We start from the raw sequence: 16,640 nt of genomic DNA on the forward strand, positions 1-16,640 counted from the left end.
GAGGGTGCGCGAGGCGCGGCGAGACGGCCTTCGCCCCGCCGCGCGGCCCGGAGAACTACCAGGAGCGCAGCGTGACGATCCGCTCTTCCAGCTGCTCCACTGTCGCCATCGCGGTGGGCGGGCCGCCGCACTGGCGGCGCAGCTCGTTGTGGATCGCGCCGTGCGGTTTCTTCGTGCGGTGGTGGTACACGCCGACCAGCGCGTTGAGTTCCTTGCGCAGCGCGCCGAGCCGTTCGCTCACCGACTGCGGCCGGGGCGCCGGGGCGGCCTGCTCCTCGGCCTTCGGCTTGCGCCGCTTCTCGTCCGAGATCTGCGCTTCCTGCCGCTTGCGCAGCAGCGCGCGGACCTGGTCCGGCTCCAGGAGGCCGGGGAGGCCGAGGTACTCCTGCTCCTCGTCGGAGCCGGAGAAGACCGCGGTGCCGAACGAGTTGCCGTCGTAGATGACCTGGTCGAGCTCGGCCGAGGCGTGCAGCGAGGTGAACGCCTTCTCCTCCTCGCCCGGTTCGTCCTCGGTGCGGTTGGCCTGGGCGAGCAGTTCGTCGTCCCAGCCTTCCTTCTCCCGGTGCGGTTTGCCGAGCACGTGGTCGCGCTGCGCTTCCAGCTCGCTGGCCAGCTCCAGCAGCACAGGCACGCTCGGCAGGAAGATGCTCGCCGTCTCGCCCTTTTTCCGGGCCCGCACGTAGCGGCCGATGGCCTGGGCGAAGAACAGCGGGGTGGACGCACTCGTCGCGTACACGCCGACGGCCAGCCGGGGGACGTCGACGCCTTCCGACACCATCCGGACCGCGACGATCCAGCGTTCCGTGGTCTCGGAGAACTCCTTGATCCGCCCGGACGCCTTCGGGTCGTCGGACAGCACCAGCGTCGGCGTTTCGCCGCAGATCCGCTCCAGGATCTTGGCGTAGGCGCGCGCGGTGTCCTGGTCGGTGGCGATCACCAGGCCGCCCGCGTCCGGGATGCCCTGGCGCACCTGGCTGAGCCGGGTGTCGGCGGCCTGCAGCACCGCCGGGATCCACTCGCCCGCCGGATCGAGCGCGGTGCGCCAGGCCCGCGCGTTCTGCTCCGCGGTGAGCGGTTCGCCCAGCCGCGCGGTGAACTCCTCGCCCGCGCTGGTCCGCCACGACGCCTCGCCGGAGTAGGCGAGGAAGACGACCGGCCGGACCACGCCGTCGGCGAGGGCGTCGGCGTAGCCGTAGGAATGGTCTGCCTTGCTGCGCTGGAACCCGCCCGCGTCCGGTTCGTAGGTGACGAACGGGATCGGCGAGTCGTCGCTGCGGAACGGGGTCCCGGTGAGCGCGAGGCGGCGCACCGCGGGCGTGAACGCCTCGCTGGTCGCATCGCCCCAGGACTTCGCGTCGCCCGCGTGGTGGATCTCGTCGAGGATCACCAGGGTCTTGCGGTTCTCCGTGCGCACCCGGTGCAGCGTGGGGTGCGCGGCGACCTGCGCGTAGGTGACCGCGACGCCGCGGTAGTCCGACGACGTGACGCCGGTGGTGTTGCGGAAGTTCGAGTCGATCGGGATGCCCGCCGCCGCGGCCGAGGCCGCCCACTGGTGCTTCAGGTGCTCGGTCGGGGTGACGATCGTGACCGCCTCGACCGTGCGGTCCGAGAGCAGTTCGGCGGCGATCCGGAGGCCGAAGACGGTCTTGCCCGCGCCCGGCGTCGCGACCGCGAGGAAGTCCTTCGGCTTGCTCGACAGGTACTTCGTGAGCGCTCGGCGCTGCCAGGCGCGCAGCGGGCGCGCGGTGGAGTCCGTCGCTGCGGGCGGCGCCCCGAGGACCGGCTGGGTCGTCTCGGACAAAACTCGGTTCACCCCCTCCTCGGGCCGCTCAGCGCGGCCGTGACGTGCGAAAACCCCCACTGTGGCACCGGCTTCGCCGCCGGGCGCCGCGATGAGGGCACGTCGGCCAGCTTACCTTCCGAGTCCCCGGGCGCCCGCCACCGCCACGGGTGGTGTCGCCCGACACGCCCCCTCTCGGCGGGGGTGACGAGCCAAAACCGCGCGCATGGACCATGCTGGAACACACCATGGGCGAGGTGACACCGGACGCCGGCGAGGCAGTGCCGAACGGCGAGGCAGTGCCGAAGAAGAGCGTGCCGGAGAAGACCGTGCCGGAGAAGACCGTGCGCAGGGGGCCGTGGCGGCTCCTCACCCGCACGCTCGCGAAAGCATGGGACGGCAACATCTTCTCGGAAGCCGCCGAGGCGGCCTTCTGGCAGACGCTGTCGCTGCCGCCGCTGCTGCTCGGGCTGCTGGGCAGCGTCGGGTTCATCGGCGAGTGGTTCGGCCAGAACGTGGTCACCGCCGTGCACGACCGGATCATCACCTTCAGCCACACCATTTTCAGCGCCAACGCGGTGCAGGAGATCATCGAACCGACGGTGAACAGCATCCTCACCGTCGGCAAGGGCGAGATCGTGTCGGTGGGCTTCGTCATCTCGCTGTGGGCGGGCTCGTCGGCGATGTCGTCGTTCGTCGACGCGATCACCGTCGCGCACGACCAGTACGGCGTCCGCAATGAGGTGTGGCAGCGGATTTTCGCCCTGCTGCTGTACCTGTGCGCGCTGATCGGGCTCGTGATCGGGCTGCCGCTGCTGGCGATCGGGCCGGATCTGCTGCCGGAGTTCTTCCCGGTCGACTGGCGTCCGACGGTCTCGTCGTGGGTCGGCGCGCTCTACTACCCGGTGCTGGGCGTGATGATCGCGCTCGCGCTGACGACGCTGTACAAGCTCGCGCTGCCGCGGCGGCTGCCCTGGCACCGCGGACTGCCGGGCGCGGTGCTGGCCGGCGTGGTGTTCCTCGTGTCGAGCATCGGGCTGCGGATCTACCTGAACTGGATCACCAAAACCGGCTACACCTACGGCGCGCTGGCCGCGCCGATCGCGTTCCTGCTGCTGATGTTCTTCATCGGCCTCGCGGTGGTCGGCGGCGCGTATTTCAACAGCGCGATCCAGGAGCTGTGGCCGGCGAAGGCGACCCGGCGGCAGCGGCGCAAATGGCGGCGGCTGGAGATGGAGCGCGCGAACGAACGGATGCGCGCCGAGGAGGGCCGCCGGCTGTGGGACCGCACGACGATGCCGTTGCGGCGGCCGAAACGGCACTCCGAGAACGACGCCGACGCCGACGCCGGCCCCGGCGAACAGAACGGCGCCGAGGCGAACCACACCGGAGCGGAGACCGTGCAGCTCGCGAGGCCGGAGCGTTCGGACGAACGCGCCGGTTCCGAGTCGTCTTCCGGCCCGGAACCGCGCCAGGGCCGTCCGAGGCAAGGCTGACTCAGCCCTGGCGGAACCGCCACGTCTTGCTGTCGAAGGCGACGCAGACGCTCGGCGACATCACGACCACGCGCAGGGTGCCGTCGCGCTCGTCGTAGTCGATGCCCTCGACCTCGAAGGTGCCGCTGCAGCCGCTTTCCAGCGGAAGCTGGCCGAGCGAGGTGACGTGCCCGGTGACGTCGGAGCCGGAGACCGCGCCGGAGAGATCGACCTGCAGCAACGGTTTGGTGGTGCCGAAGAGGCTGCCGTCCGGGTCATCGGACGAGCACATGAGCCGGGTGGCGGAGACGAAATCGCAGCCCTGGACGTCGCGGACCGGGTGGTCGAGCCGGATCGCCGACGCGTACGGCAGGTTCTGGCCCGGATCGGTGGCCGCGACGCCGGGCATCGGGTAGACGAGCAGGCGGTCCATGGTGCCCCATTCGCCGGACACCAGCCAGCGCGCGTCGGGCGACACCGCGGCGAACGAATTGTTGTTGGCCTCCCACGATTCCAGCGCGTGCTGGTAGTCGGCGCGGGAGCCGTCCGGGGCCTCGACGCGGAAGAGTTTCGCGCCGCGGTCGTCCCGCTGGTAGGGCTCGACATACCAGCCCTTCGCGGACCCCGGGTCGCCGATGTGGTTCCAGCCCTTGGCGGCCAGACCCGGGTCGATCGTGCCGATGCCGGTGTAGCGGATGCTGGTGCCCGACGGGCGTTCGACGGTGGCGAGGCCCTGGCTCTCGTCGAGCGGACGGGCCCGGTCGGAGCCGACGGTGGTCCATCCGGTCACCGCGTCCGCGGCGCCCGCCGCGACGGCGCTGAAGGCGGACAGCAGGACGACGAGGGAAAGCACGATCCCGGTTGCGCGCATGCGGGGACACTCCTGCGGGGAGGCGACTGGCCGGACTGCAGGTCTACCAGTTCCTCCCCGGGTGCACAGCCACCGAGTGAAGGATTTTCACCTTTGTTCCCGCGCACCGGGACACGCGGGAAACTCGCTCAGTCGTCGCCGCCGGGACGGAGGCCCTCGTAGATCTTCTTGCACTTGGGGCAGACGGGGGACCCCGGCTTGGGCGACTTCGTGACCGGGAAGACCTCGCCGCAGAGCGCCACCACGTGCGTGCCCATGACCGCGCTTTCGGCGATCTTGTTCTTGCGCACGTAGTGGAACATCTTCGGCGAGTCGTCGTCGGTCGACTCGGTGCTGTCGGTCTCCGGCTTGGTCAGCGTTTCGGTGCTCACCCCACCATCATGCCTCAGCGCCGCGCCCGCGGTCATGCCCGGATACGCTCGCCTGACCTGCCCAGGGAGCCCTCAGGAGCCCGGATGCCGCACGAGTCCGCACCCCGGTGGCACACCTGCCTCGCCCGGCTCGGCGGCGACCACCACGTCGGCCAGGACGCCTGGGCCGACCTCGAAATGCGCTACCGCGAGCCGCACCGCCGCTACCACGACCTCGCCCACGCCTCCGCCGTCGCGCACGACGCCGAGCAACTCGCGGCCGACCTGCCCTTCCATGAACGCGCCGTCGTCGTACTTGCCGCGTGGGCACACGACGTCGTCTACGACGCCGTACCCGGCGAAGACGAACAGCGCAGCGCGGAATGGCTTCGCCGCTGGCTCACGCGCGCAGGGGTTGCCGACGCGCACATCGACCAGGCCGAAGCCCTCGTTCTCGCCACTGCCGCGCACGAAGCACCTGAAGGCGACTTCGCCGCAGCAGCACTCCTCGACGCCGACCTAGCCATCCTCGGCGCACCGCCCGCCGTGCACGCCGCGTACGTGGACAACGTGCGAGAGGAGTACGCGCGCTACCCCGACGACGCTTGGGCGACCGGCCGCGCCGCCGTTCTGGAAAACCTCCTCGCCCGGCCCGCGCTGTACCTCACCGAAAGCGCCCGCTCACGCTGGGAAGCCGCCGCGCGCCAGAACCTGCGGGCAGAGCTGACCCGATGCCGCATTGTGCTCGGCGATCGCAGATGATGTCCGTTTGTGACCACCCAGACCACTCCCCTGTTCGTGCACGAGGAAGTCGCCTCGGCGTTGCGTGACGGCCACCCCGTCGTCGCCCTCGAGAGCACGATCCTTTCGCACGGCCTTCCGTACGGGCGGAACCTCGACGTCGGCCGCCGCGTCGAGCAAACCGTGCGGGACGGCGGCGCCGTACCGGCCACCATCGCCGTGCTGGACGGACGGCCAGTCATCGGCCTCTCCCCCGCCGAACTCGAGCGCGTCTGCGCCCCGGACGCGGGCCTGGACAAGCTGTCCCTGCGCGACCTCGGCCCCGCCGTCGGCCTGGGCCGCTCCGGTGCCACCACCGTCGCCGGCACCTCGGCACTCGCCGCGGCAGCCGGGATCGGCGTCTTCGCGACCGGCGGCCTCGGCGGCGTGCACCTGGGCGCGGCACAGAGCTGGGACGTCTCGGCAGACCTCGGCGTGCTCGCCAAGGTGCCGACCGTGGTCGTGTGCTCCGGCGTGAAGTCGGTGCTGGACATCGCCGCCACCCTGGAAGTGCTGGAAACGAACTCGGTGCCCGTCCTCGGTTACCGCACCGACGATTTCCCCGCGTTCTACCTCCGCTCCTCCGGCCACCCGGTCGGCTGGCGGGTCGAGGACGCGAAACAAGCCGCGGCGGTCATCTCCGCCCACCGCCGCTACGCGAATTCCGGTGTGCTGTTGACCAATCCGATCCCGGAAGAGTCCGAAATGGACCGTGCCCTGCACGACCGGCTGTTGCAAGAAGGCCTGGCGAAACTGGCCGACGCCGACGTGCACGGCGCGGACGTGACCCCGGTGCTGCTGGAGCACTTCCACAGCGCCAGCGAAGGCGTCAGCATCGACGCGAACGAAGCTTTGGTGCTCTCGAATGCCAAACTCGCGACCGAGGTAGCGGTGGCCCTGTCGTGACCGGAATCGTAGTAGTCGGCGACGCAGGCCTGGACGTCGTCGCCCGGCACGACCAACCCCTCCCCCACGGCGGCGACGCCCGAGCGGCAATCCGCTTCACCGGTGGCGGCGCCGGCGCGAACACCGCGTTGTGGCTCCGTTCCCTGGGCGCGGAAACGACCCTGATCGCCCGGATCGGCAACGACTCCGGAGGCCGCCTGATCCGGGCCGAACTGGAAGCCGCAGGGGTCCGCTGCGCCTTCGCGACCGACCCCGAGGCCGCGACCTGCTGTGTGGTCGTCCTCGTAGACGGCGAAGGCCAACGCAGCATGCTCGCCGACCGAGGCGCCAACAAGCGCTTCGCCCCCGAGGACGTCACCGCGGACGCCCTCACCGGCTCCACCCACCTGCACCTGTCCGGCTACGTCCTGCTCGACCCGTCCTCGCGCCCCGCAGGTCTGGCCGCCCTGGCCGCCGCCAAAGAAGCGGGCCTGACCACTTCGGTGGATCCCCAAGCAGCCGCCCACATCCACGACCCGGCAGCCTTCCTGGACGACGTACGCGGCACCGACCTGCTCATGCCGAACACCGAAGAGTTAGTCGCCCTGACCGGCTCCGCAGACCCGTCCTCCGCCACAGAGCTACTGGACGCAGTCGGCGCGGTCGTGGTCACCGCTGGCCTAGCCGGAGCAAGCTGGATCGACGCGAACGGCGTCGCCTCAGCACCCGCAGTGGAAACGAACTGCGTCGACTCGACCGGCGCGGGCGACGCCTTCGACGCAGGCGTTCTCACCACCTGGCTGGCCGGAAAGTCCACAGTGGACGTCCTACGCGCAGGCACCCGGCTAGGCGCACTGGCAGTAAGCCGCATCGGCCCCCAGCCCTAATTCCGTGAGGGGCCCCTTCAGGTACTTAGATTCCCTCAAGGAGCCCTTCACGGACCAACCGCCGCCGGCGCTCCCAGACCAGCCAAGCACCCACACCACCCCCCGCACCCCGATACGAAGCCAAACTGCGGACGGCGGGTGCTTGTCAAGGCATCTTTCCCGCCTTGACAAGCACCCGCCGTCCGTCAGCACAATGGGCTTCGGGGTGCCCCCACGCGACCACCCGGGCGCAATGTCGCCGCCAGGCGACGAGCAGCCCCGGGACCTACCCGTCGATCACCCGATGCTTCCGCCCCTCAATCGCCCGAGCGTCCCGCGCATACCGATTGACCTTCTCCGACTTCCGAGGCGGCCGGTCGTTGGCGATCAGCACCGCGATCCACGGCAACGGCACCGAAATCACCAAGAACAAAATCGCCAGCCACCACGTGTGATACGTCAGCCCGGCCAGCACGAGGCAGGGAATCCGGCACACCATCATGATGACGTACTTCCGCTTCCGCGCCGCCAGCTGATCGTCCAGCGACGGCTCGGCCTCGGTGATCAGCACAGGCTCGGGGCGGGGATCGGCTCCGTGGGGTGCGTTCACAGCACCACCTCCGCGTTCCATCGTCTCACTCACCGCCCTTCCGCGACACCCGGGCGAGCGAACCGGGACAAAGCGGCGACGACCAGTGTCTCGACCCCGGTCCGCAGTGTCGGATGCAGCACCGGCGCGAACTTGGACGAGTGGTTCGACGGCACGTCGGTCTCGAACCGTCCCTCGGTCATCGCGGTGATCACCTGTTGCGCGTCGAAGCCACCGACCAGCCAGAACACCGACGGTACGCCTGCCGCGCGGCCGAACTCGCTGAAGTCCTCGCTGCCCGTCACCAACGGCGCCGGCATCGTCGCCTCAGCACCGAAGTGTCCGCGGAACACCTCGGTCAACTCATCTGACGCGGCGGCGTCGTTCGCAGTGACCGGGTACGACGCGACGACCTCCACAGTCGGCGGCTGAGGCGCTCCCGCAGCAGCAGCTTCACCGTTCACGATCCGCTCGATCGCCTTGCGCAGCCGCACCAGCACCGCGTCGTCGAAGGCACGAGTATTCACCTCCAGCACCGCGTGGTCGGCGATCACGTTCGCCGCGGTCCCCACGTGCATCGAGCCGACAGTCACCACGGCAGGCTCAGTCGCAGCGGTCTCGCGCGACACGATCGTTTGCAGCTTGAGCACCACAGACGCGGCCAGCACCGCCGGGTCGACCGTGGTTTCCGGCCGCGAACCATGCCCGCCGCGGCCGTGCAGGGTGATCCGCAGCGTGTCGGTCGCGGCCATGATCACGCCGGGACGAGTCAGCACCCACCCAGCCGGACCAGGCACGATGTGCTGGCCGAAGACCACGTCGGGACGGCCGACCCGCTCGAAAAGACCGTCCCGGACCATCCCGGCAGCGCCGTCGCCGGCCTCTTCCCCGGGCTGGAACAGCGCGAGCAGCGTGCCGGACCACTCGTCCCGCGAAGCGGCGAGCAGATGCGCGGCCCCGGAGAGCCACGTCGCGTGCATGTCGTGCCCGCAAGCGTGCATCAACGGCACGTCGCGCCCCTCGGAGTCGACGCCGCGCGCAGTACTCGCGTACGAGAGCCCCGTCTGCTCCTCGACCGGCAACGCGTCGATGTCCGCACGAAGCAGCACAGTCGGTCCTTCGCCGTTGCGAAGCACGCCGACGACGCCGGTGCGACCGATGCCGGTGTGCACCTCGAAGCCGTCTTCAGTCAGCCGTCGGGCCAGCTCCGCTGCCGTACGGGTCTCAGTGAACGCCAGCTCAGGATGACGGTGCAGATCGACGTACAGCGCTTCAAGCTCCGGCAGTGCCGCTTCAAGCGGAGCCAGGACACGCTCGGTGGTCTCGGTGGTCACGATGCTCATCGTGGCAGGCTTACCCACCGTGAGCACCAACACGCCTCTTCCCGACCTTTCCGACGACGTCTGCGCGCGGCTGCGCGAAGCGTTCCGACGCACGGGCTACGACGCTGACGGCGTCGTCGACGCGCTCGGCGGCGCAGCGCACACGGCGCTCGGCCGCGGCGAGCCCGAACCCGCCCGCCGCGCGAGCCTCGACGCCGGGGACCTTGGCGTCTTCATCCGGCTGTTCCTGCTCGGTCTCGCTGAGCCGGAGAAGGCGGTCTCGTCGGCGTTCGCGCCGCTCACCGCGGACGACGCGGTGGCCGCGGGCGTCCTCCGGGCGGTCGGGGACGAGTTCCGCGCCGCGCTCGACATCCGCCCGCACGGCGACGACGACGGTTCGTGGTGGGTCGTCTCCGACCTCGACGCCGACATGCTCGGCCACGTCGTGCCCGAGGACCACGTGCTCGGCGTCGGGCACGCGTCGCTGAGCCTGATCCGCGCGACCAGCCGCCGCCCCGTCGGCACCCTCCTCGACCTGGGCACCGGCAACGGCGTCCAGGCACTGCACGCGACCAGACACGCACAGCGGGTGACCGCGACCGACGTGTCGGCCCGCGCGCTCGCCCTGGCCGCGGGCACCTTCCGGCTGAACGAGCTGGAGGTCGAGCTGCTGCGCGGCGAATGGTTCGCGCCGGTCGCGCGCCGCCGGTTCGACCAGGTGGTGTGCAACCCGCCGTTCGTGGTAGGGCCGCCGCGCGTCGACTACACCTACCGCGACTCCGGCCTGGCCGGCGACGACGCGAGCGCGCTGGTCGTCCGTCAGCTGCCGAGCTTCCTCAACGACGGCGGCACCGGTCAGCTCCTCGCGTCGTGGCTGCACCGAAACGGCGAAGACTGGGGCGACCGCGTCTCGCGTTGGCTGCCGCCTGAGACCGACGCCTGGTTCGTACAGCGCGACGTCGCCGACCCAGGCCTGTACGTCGGCACCTGGCTGCGTGACGAAGGCATCGACCCGCGCTCGCCCGAAGGCCGCGCCAAGGCTGCGGCGTGGCTCGACTGGTTCACCGAAAACGACGTACAGGGCATCGGATTCGGCTTCGTGACGCTGCGGCGCGCGAACGGCCAGACGCCGACTGTTGTCTGCGAAGACCTGCGACAGGCTTACGACGACCCGCTGGGCCCTGAAGCAGCTAACTGGCTCGACCGCGTCGAGTGGCTGCGTACGCACGGCGACAACGTGTTGGACGTAGCGTTTCGGGTACCCGACACAGTGCTGCTCGAACGCGTCGATTCTCCTGGCGATGAAGGCTGGGAGACGACCGTGCGCCGGTTGCACCGCACGGACGGCCCCGGTTGGCAGCACGAGGTCGACGAACTCACCACGCGGCTGCTCGCGGGTTGCCGCGGCGCGCTGCCGCTGTCGGATCTGCTGGACCTGTTGTCCGCCGCGCAGGGCCTCGATTCGGCTGAACTGACCGCCGCCGCTTTGCCGATCGTCCGCGAACTTGTGCGACACGGCATGCTCGTGCCGGGTTCGCCGCAGTGAGGGCGGTTGCGGCGCGGGTAACCCGCGCGAGCGTGACCGTCGCGGGGGAGATCGCCGGAGAGATCAAAGAAGCGGGCCTGCTCGTGCTGCTGGGCGTGCACCGGGACGACGATCCCGCAAAAGCCGAAACGATGGCCCGCAAACTTCACGAACTCCGGTTGCTGCGGGACGAAGAATCGTGCGCGACGACCGGCGCCCCGCTGCTCGTGGTGTCGCAGTTCACGCTCTACGGAGACACCCGCAAGGGCCGCCGCCCGTCGTGGACCGCCGCCGCCCGGCCGGAAATCGCCGAACCCCTGGTGGACGCCGTGGTCGCGGAACTGCGCGGCCGCGGCGCGACCGTCTCGACCGGACGGTTCGGCGCGGAGATGGCGGTGGAAAGCGTGAACGACGGCCCGTTCACCGTTCTCGTTGAGGTCTAGACCACATTGGATCAGCCCGCGTAACATCGAAGGCACAGCGCGCGATTCGCACGCATTTCCCGGAGCGGACGGGTTCTCAGCAAAACCTCAGTTTTGGTGGAGCAACCGCGGGGCGGGTACGCCCGTCCTCATTTCAGCGAGCCGGGAACGTTTCACCTTCCCGGAGCGTTGAGACCGATGTCCAGCCAAGCCGGCTGGGCCCGCGGACACGGGATTCCACAGGCCCCGTTCCGCAGGCGCCGGCGAGACACGTTCAGCCCGTGACCGGGGAGGCAGAATGTCAGTCCAGACTCTCGAACGCGAAGCGCGCGGGATTCGCGAGCGCGGGATTCCAGCACAGCAGTCCGAGGAGCGGGTGAGCGTGGGGGCGCTCACCGACGCCGACCTCGACGCCCAGAGCCCCGCCGCCGACCTGGTGCGCGTGTACCTGAACGGCATCGGCAAGACCGCGCTGCTCACCGCGGCCGACGAGGTCGAGCTGGCGAAGCGGATCGAAGCCGGGGTCTTCGCCCAGCACATGCTCGACACCGCCGAGGACCTCACGCCGCAGCGCCGCAAGGAACTGCGCGCGCTGGTGCGCGACGGCCACACCGCGAAGAACCACCTGCTGGAGGCCAACCTCCGGCTCGTGGTGTCGCTCGCGAAGCGCTACACCGGACGGGGCATGCCGCTGCTCGACCTGATCCAGGAGGGGAACCTGGGCCTGATCCGCGCGGTGGAGAAGTTCGACTACTCCAAGGGGTTCAAGTTCTCCACGTACGCCACGTGGTGGATCCGCCAGGCCATCACCCGCGGCATGGCGGACCAGGGCCGCACGATCCGGCTGCCGGTCCACCTGGTCGAACAGGTCAACAAGCTGGCCCGGATCCGCCGCGACCTGCACCAGCAGCTGGGCCGCGACGCGACGCACGAGGAACTGAGCGCCGAATCGGGCATCCCGGTGCACAAGATCTCCGACCTTCTCGACCAGTCCCGCGACCCGGTGAGCCTCGACATGCCGGTGGGCACCGAGGAGGACGCCCCGCTGGGCGACTTCATCGAGGACTCGGAGGCGACGGACGCCGAGAGCGCCGTGATCTCCGGTCTCCTGCAGGACGACCTCCGCCGCGTCCTGGCGACGCTGGACGACCGCGAACAGCACGTCATCCGGCTCCGCTACGGCCTCGACGACGGCCAGCCGCGCACGCTCGACCAGATCGGCAAGCACTTCGGCCTCTCGCGGGAGCGCGTGCGGCAGATCGAGCGCGAGGTCATGGCGAAGCTGCGCCAGGGCGAGCGGGCCGACCGGCTGCGGGCGTACGCCAGCTGAGTTTCTTCCCTCTCCGGGACCGGGATTCGGGACCCGGTCTCCGGCGAGGGCGGAGAAGCCGGTCCGCGAGCTGATTCAGGCTTCCGCGGCGGACTGACCGGGCGCGGGGTCCGGTGAGCCCGGCCGCGGCGAGCACGCGGGCACGCAGGTCGCGGTTTTCCGCGGGGACCGGGTGGGGCCGGTCAGGCGGGACGGAAGACTTCGGCCAGAAGATTGTTTCGATGGGCAGCGGTTCGCGCCGCTGGTTGCGCGGAACCCCCGGTTCGGCTTCCGGACCGGGGGTTTTGTCTTGTCCGGGCCCCGGATTCGCCGGCCCGGTCGCGGCGATGACCGGGGTTCGGATTGTCGGCACATCGCCTCATCGCCATCACCAGCCTCAGTAGCCCCCAAAAGCCACTTGAGTCACTTGAGCCACTTCTGGTGGACAAGATCCTCCTTTTCTGTCTTTATTTATCCGATTTGTCCAAGTTCTACTGGCACCCACCGCAATCCCGTCACCACTCCGCGCACCCGATCGTGGAATTCGTTGCTCATTCGCGTTTGGCCGTTCTGGGCAGTGGGTAGCAAGCGTTCGCGATCCCCGCCGTGCGGCGTCCGGTCAACGCGCCGGCGGGGTCCCGTTAGTCACGCGGGGCGGGTGTGTGCGCATCCGGTCCGCTTTCCCCGGGAGGTCGGGTCCGTCGGGGTGGGCCCGGCCTCCCGACCTTGCCCTGCGAAAACCCGCGGGAACCACCGTCGGCGTGCGCTATCCCACAGCGCCCCCGCGCCGGTGCGACCGGGCGGAACCCGCTGAGTACCGTGGGCCAATCCCGATCAGGGCAAAGGAGCCTCGCTGTGCCGCCCACCACGTTCCAGCACACCGAAGTCCTGCCGCTCGGCAAGGACACCACCACCGAGTACCGGCTGGTCACCGCCGACGGCGTCGAGACCGTCGAAGCCGCCGGGCGGAAGTTTCTGAAGGTCGACCCGGAGGCGCTGACGACGCTCGCGCGCACGGCGATCACCGACATCCAGCACCTGTTGCGTACGTCACACCTGCAGCAGCTGCGCGCGATCGTCGACGATCCCGAAGCCAGCGGCAACGACCGTTTCGTCGCGATGGACCTGCTCCGCAACGCGGCCATCTCGGCCGGCGGCGTGCTGCCGATGTGCCAGGACACCGGCACCGCGATCGTCATCGGCAAGCGCACCGAGGGCGTCCTGTCCGGCGGCGACGACGAGCGCGCGCTGTCGAAGGGCATTTTCGACGCCTACCAGCAGCTCAACCTGCGCTACTCGCAGATGGCGCCGATCAACTTCTGGGAAGAGCGCAACACCGGCACGAACCTGCCCGCGCAGGTCGAGCTGTATCACAAGGATTCCGACGCGGCAGACCCGTCGTACGAGTTCCTGTTCATGGCCAAGGGCGGCGGCAGCGCCAACAAGACGTTCCTGTACCAGGAAACCAAGGCGGTCCTGAACCCGAAGCGGCTCGCCCGGTTCCTGGACGAGAAGCTGCGCAGCCTGGGCACCGCCGCGTGCCCGCCGTACCACCTGGCGATCGTCGTCGGCGGCATGTCGGCGGAGTTCAACCTCAAGGTCGCGAAGCTCGCCTCCGCGCGCTACCTGGACAACCTGCCGACCGAGGGTTCCGAGCTGGGCCACGCGTTCCGCGACCACGACCTCGAGCAGCAGGTGCTGGAGATGACGCGCCAGTTCGGCATCGGCGCGCAGTTCGGCGGCAAGTACTTCTGCCACGACGTCCGCGTGATCCGCCTGCCCCGGCACGGCGCGAGCTGCCCGGTCGGCGTCGCTGTGTCGTGCTCGGCCGACCGCCAGGCGAAGGCGAAAATCACGAGCGAGGGCGTCTTCATCGAGCAACTCGAACGCGACCCGGCCCGCTTCCTCCCGGACGTCACCGAGGACGACCTGTCCGACGAGGTCGTGTCGGTCGATCTCAACCAGCCGATGGACCAGATCCGCGCGCAGCTGTCGCAACTGCCGGTGAAGACGCGCCTGTCGCTGACCGGCCCGTTGGTCGTGGCACGCGACATCGCGCACGCCAAGATCGCCGAGCGCCTGGACGCCGGCGAGGAGATGCCCCAGTACCTCCGCGACCACCCGGTCTACTACGCGGGCCCGGCGAAGACCCCGGACGGCTACGCGTCCGGCTCGTTCGGCCCGACGACGGCCGGCCGGATGGACTCGTACGTCGCCCAGTTCCAGGCAGCGGGCGGCTCGCTCGTGATGCTGGCGAAGGGCAACCGCTCGAAGCAGGTCACCGCCGCGTGCAAGGAACACGGCGGCTTCTACCTGGGCTCGATCGGCGGCCCGGCCGCGCGGCTGGCGAAGGACTGCATCAAGAAGGTCGACGTCCTCGAGTACGCCGAACTCGGCATGGAAGCAGTCTGGAAAATCGAGGTCGAAGAGTTCCCCGCGTTCATCGTCATCGACGACAAGGGCAACGACTTCTTCTCCGAGACCAGCGAACCGGTGCTGCAGATCAGCTTCCGCTGATTCCCCTCGCGCGCGCCGAGGTCAGCCGGGAAACATCCCGCCCAACCGGGCGAGGGTCTTCTCGATGGCCTCGGCGTTGCGCCGGGGAAACCCCAACAACCGAATCGCGAGCGGCGACCGCGCGGTAGACCAATCGAACGTCTCGGTGACTTCAGTGCGCCCGTCCCCCGCCGGCTCAAGCAGCCAGCGCCACCGATGCCCGGAGAAGTGCCGCCAGGCGATCAGCCGATTCTCCTCGAACTCGACCACGGTGTTCTGAATCCGGTACGGCGCACCCATCCGCATCTCCATGCCGAACCGCGCCCCCAACGACAACCGCGCAGGCGCCGACCCCCGACTGGCCCGCACCGTCCCCGACCCGTCAATGAGCGGATGCTGAGCCGGATCAGCAAGCAACGCGAAAATCTGCTCCGGCGCAGCAGCGACAACGGCACTGCGCGAAACCTGGCGAGTTCCCATAGCCGCAGAGCCTAGGGCCCTACCGCCACCGAGGCCATCGACGCACCCCCGCGAACAGTCCCTCTCCTCGAACGCGCGCACCCGCCACAGTGTCCACTGTGGACCAGCCACCCCACCCCCGCGCACCCAACGCGACCACGCACCAAGCCGCGCACCCAACCGCCACCGACGCACCCAACCATCGGTGCACCCACACCCTCCCCCGCACCCCGATACGAAGCCTCCCTGCGGTCTGGGGGTGCTTGTCAAGGCATCTTTCCCGCCTTGACAAGCACCCCCAGACCGTCAGCACACTCGGGCTTCGGGGTGCCCCACGCCATCCCCACAGCAATGTCGCCGCCAGGCGACGAGACGAACGATCCCCCGACAGCACCGTCCGGCCCATCACCCACCCGGCCTCACCAACCCGGCATCACCGAGGCGGAGACTGCTTCAACACCACAGTCCTCTCCCCCAACGGCGCCCCCAACGCCACCGAAATCACCGGATGCCGCAGATCCATCGTGCACATCTGCCCGGTCTGCGCCTTGGTCTCGCTCAAATCCACGACCACCTTCTGCGCAGTCTGCGCAACAGCTTCCCCGAGCGCGTGCCCGCAGCCGCCTTCCTCTGCGCGCACCACCAGCACCGTCCCCCCGTTGTCCGAATAGACCTCCTTCGGGAACGTCTTGGGCAGCGCGGTCCCATCCACCCGGTTGTCCGGAACCCGGACCGCGCCCCGCGGCGGGTCGAACTGGGGTTTGCCCGGCGGCGGCACCGAGGGCGAGCTGCTTGCGCTGCCGCCCTGCGGAGCGGTCTCGGACCCGGACGCTGGTGCGTTCGCCATGTTCGTCGGGCCGCCGCACGCGGCCGCCATCGTGAGCACCAGTGCCGCGCCTGCCAGTCGTGTCGTTCCGATCAGCTTCCTCGAGTACCTCATGATCCTTGGACGGCACGAGCGCCGCGGCGGGTTGCACCCGATCTTCACGGACCGGGCTTCAGCACCAATTCGCGTCCGCCCAGCGGCGCGGCGAGCCGGACCGGCAACGAAATCTCCCGCACGTGCATCGGGCACATCTGCCCGTGCGGCGGCTTGGTGATCGTCACCACCACGACGACCTGAGTCGCCGTCTGCTCCCCTGCCTTCGCACTGATCTTGTCGCATCCGCCCTCCTCGGCCTGGATCACGACGACCGTGCCGCCCTCGGCGAGCGTGACGTCGTGCGGGTAGCCAGCCGGCAGTGCCGAAGCGTTGATCTGCCCCGGAGCAAGCGAGGTATCCCCAGGCGGTACGCCCTGGGTAGGACGGCTATTCGGCGGCGCTGACGTCGGCGGCGGCGCGACCGACGACGAAGACGGCGGCGGGGAGGAAACCGACACCGAACTGGACGGCGGGGACGCCGAGGAACTCGGCGCGGCCACGGTTCCGTTGCCCCCGCACGCCGCGACCGTCAGCAGCAGCGCGCTCGCTCCCACGATTTTCCCTGTAGTCCGCATGCAACGCGGACGGA

16 protein-coding genes are annotated in these 16,640 nt (G+C 69.7%); 8 read left to right on the forward strand and 8 right to left on the reverse strand.

All coding sequences use genetic code 11. The features are described from left to right. Positions 1–55 precede the first annotated feature (55 nt). Positions 56–1,801, reverse strand: a complete 1,746-nt coding sequence (locus H5411_RS03460; RefSeq protein ID WP_183122991.1) for a DEAD/DEAH box helicase — start codon at positions 1,799–1,801, stop codon at positions 56–58. Between the two features lie 212 nt (positions 1,802–2,013). Here H5411_RS03460 and H5411_RS03465 point away from each other — a divergent pair, with 212 nt between their 5' ends. Continuing rightward, entirely contained in the window at positions 2,014–3,276 is a 1,263-nt protein-coding gene (locus H5411_RS03465) for a YihY/virulence factor BrkB family protein (RefSeq protein WP_167441846.1), read from the forward strand. Between the two features lies 1 nt (position 3,277). Here the strand turns inward: H5411_RS03465 and H5411_RS03470 are convergent, their stop codons facing one another. Beyond that, complete coding sequence (locus H5411_RS03470) at positions 3,278–4,126, reverse strand: hypothetical protein (protein ID WP_167441847.1); 849 nt, start codon at positions 4,124–4,126, stop codon at positions 3,278–3,280. Positions 4,127–4,254: 128 nt separating this feature from the next. Beyond that, positions 4,255–4,497, reverse strand: a complete 243-nt coding sequence (locus tag H5411_RS03475) for a DUF3039 domain-containing protein (RefSeq protein WP_020657970.1) — start codon at positions 4,495–4,497, stop codon at positions 4,255–4,257. Between the two features lie 84 nt (positions 4,498–4,581). Between H5411_RS03475 and H5411_RS03480 the strand changes: the two genes are divergently transcribed. From H5411_RS03480 to H5411_RS03490, 3 genes are read left to right on the forward strand one after another with little or no spacing between them, the layout of a single operon-like run. Then, positions 4,582–5,238, forward strand: coding sequence for an HD domain-containing protein (locus H5411_RS03480; protein ID WP_101434703.1), 657 nt, complete (start codon positions 4,582–4,584; stop codon positions 5,236–5,238). A gap of 9 nt (positions 5,239–5,247) precedes the next feature. Then, positions 5,248–6,162, forward strand: a complete 915-nt coding sequence (locus H5411_RS03485; RefSeq protein WP_101434704.1) for a pseudouridine-5'-phosphate glycosidase — start codon at positions 5,248–5,250, stop codon at positions 6,160–6,162. Continuing rightward, positions 6,159–7,028 carry a carbohydrate kinase family protein gene (locus tag H5411_RS03490; protein ID WP_183122927.1) on the forward strand — a complete coding sequence of 290 codons (870 nt, stop codon included), beginning with the start codon at positions 6,159–6,161 and terminating at the stop codon, positions 7,026–7,028. The genes H5411_RS03485 and H5411_RS03490 overlap by 4 nt, the downstream gene beginning before the upstream one ends. A gap of 265 nt (positions 7,029–7,293) precedes the next feature. Here the strand turns inward: H5411_RS03490 and H5411_RS03495 are convergent, their stop codons facing one another. Together H5411_RS03495 and H5411_RS03500 are read right to left on the reverse strand one after the other, a co-directional pair. Continuing rightward, positions 7,294–7,638: a DUF3099 domain-containing protein gene (locus H5411_RS03495; RefSeq protein ID WP_101434706.1), complete on the reverse strand. Its 345-nt coding sequence runs from the start codon at positions 7,636–7,638 to the stop codon at positions 7,294–7,296. 8 nt (positions 7,639–7,646) lie between these two features. Next, complete coding sequence (locus H5411_RS03500) at positions 7,647–8,939, reverse strand: amidohydrolase (protein ID WP_101440664.1); 1,293 nt, start codon at positions 8,937–8,939, stop codon at positions 7,647–7,649. 19 nt (positions 8,940–8,958) lie between these two features. On the opposite strand from H5411_RS03500, the gene H5411_RS03505 reads away from it, so the two are divergent. The 4 genes from H5411_RS03505 to H5411_RS03520 all read left to right on the forward strand — a co-directional run bounded on the left by H5411_RS03505 (position 8,959) and on the right by H5411_RS03520 (position 14,691). Beyond that, the gene (locus H5411_RS03505) at positions 8,959–10,464 is read left to right on the forward strand and encodes a DUF7782 domain-containing protein (RefSeq protein WP_376772087.1); all 1,506 of its coding nucleotides are present in this window, start codon (positions 8,959–8,961) and stop codon (positions 10,462–10,464) included. Further along, complete coding sequence (gene dtd / locus H5411_RS03510) at positions 10,461–10,886, forward strand: D-aminoacyl-tRNA deacylase (RefSeq protein ID WP_183122929.1); 426 nt, start codon at positions 10,461–10,463, stop codon at positions 10,884–10,886. The genes H5411_RS03505 and dtd overlap by 4 nt, the downstream gene beginning before the upstream one ends. Before the next feature lie 277 nt (positions 10,887–11,163). After that, on the forward strand, positions 11,164–12,195 hold the full coding sequence (locus H5411_RS03515) for a sigma-70 family RNA polymerase sigma factor (protein WP_101434708.1): 1,032 nt from the start codon (positions 11,164–11,166) through the stop codon (positions 12,193–12,195). Positions 12,196–13,029: 834 nt separating this feature from the next. Further along, positions 13,030–14,691, forward strand: coding sequence for a fumarate hydratase (locus H5411_RS03520; protein WP_183122930.1), 1,662 nt, complete (start codon positions 13,030–13,032; stop codon positions 14,689–14,691). A gap of 21 nt (positions 14,692–14,712) precedes the next feature. Here the strand turns inward: H5411_RS03520 and H5411_RS03525 are convergent, their stop codons facing one another. The 3 genes from H5411_RS03525 to H5411_RS03535 all read right to left on the reverse strand — a co-directional run bounded on the left by H5411_RS03525 (position 14,713) and on the right by H5411_RS03535 (position 16,605). Beyond that, positions 14,713–15,150, reverse strand: a complete 438-nt coding sequence (locus H5411_RS03525; protein ID WP_101434710.1) for an SRPBCC family protein — start codon at positions 15,148–15,150, stop codon at positions 14,713–14,715. Between the two features lie 412 nt (positions 15,151–15,562). Beyond that, complete coding sequence (locus H5411_RS03530; RefSeq protein ID WP_220816453.1) at positions 15,563–16,069, reverse strand: hypothetical protein; 507 nt, start codon at positions 16,067–16,069, stop codon at positions 15,563–15,565. 44 nt (positions 16,070–16,113) lie between these two features. Next, on the reverse strand, positions 16,114–16,605 hold the full coding sequence (locus H5411_RS03535; RefSeq protein WP_183122932.1) for a hypothetical protein: 492 nt from the start codon (positions 16,603–16,605) through the stop codon (positions 16,114–16,116). Positions 16,606–16,640 lie beyond the last annotated feature (35 nt).

It is taken from the genome of Amycolatopsis echigonensis (assembly GCF_014174495.1).
Lineage (GTDB): Bacteria > Actinomycetota > Actinomycetes > Mycobacteriales > Pseudonocardiaceae > Amycolatopsis > Amycolatopsis echigonensis.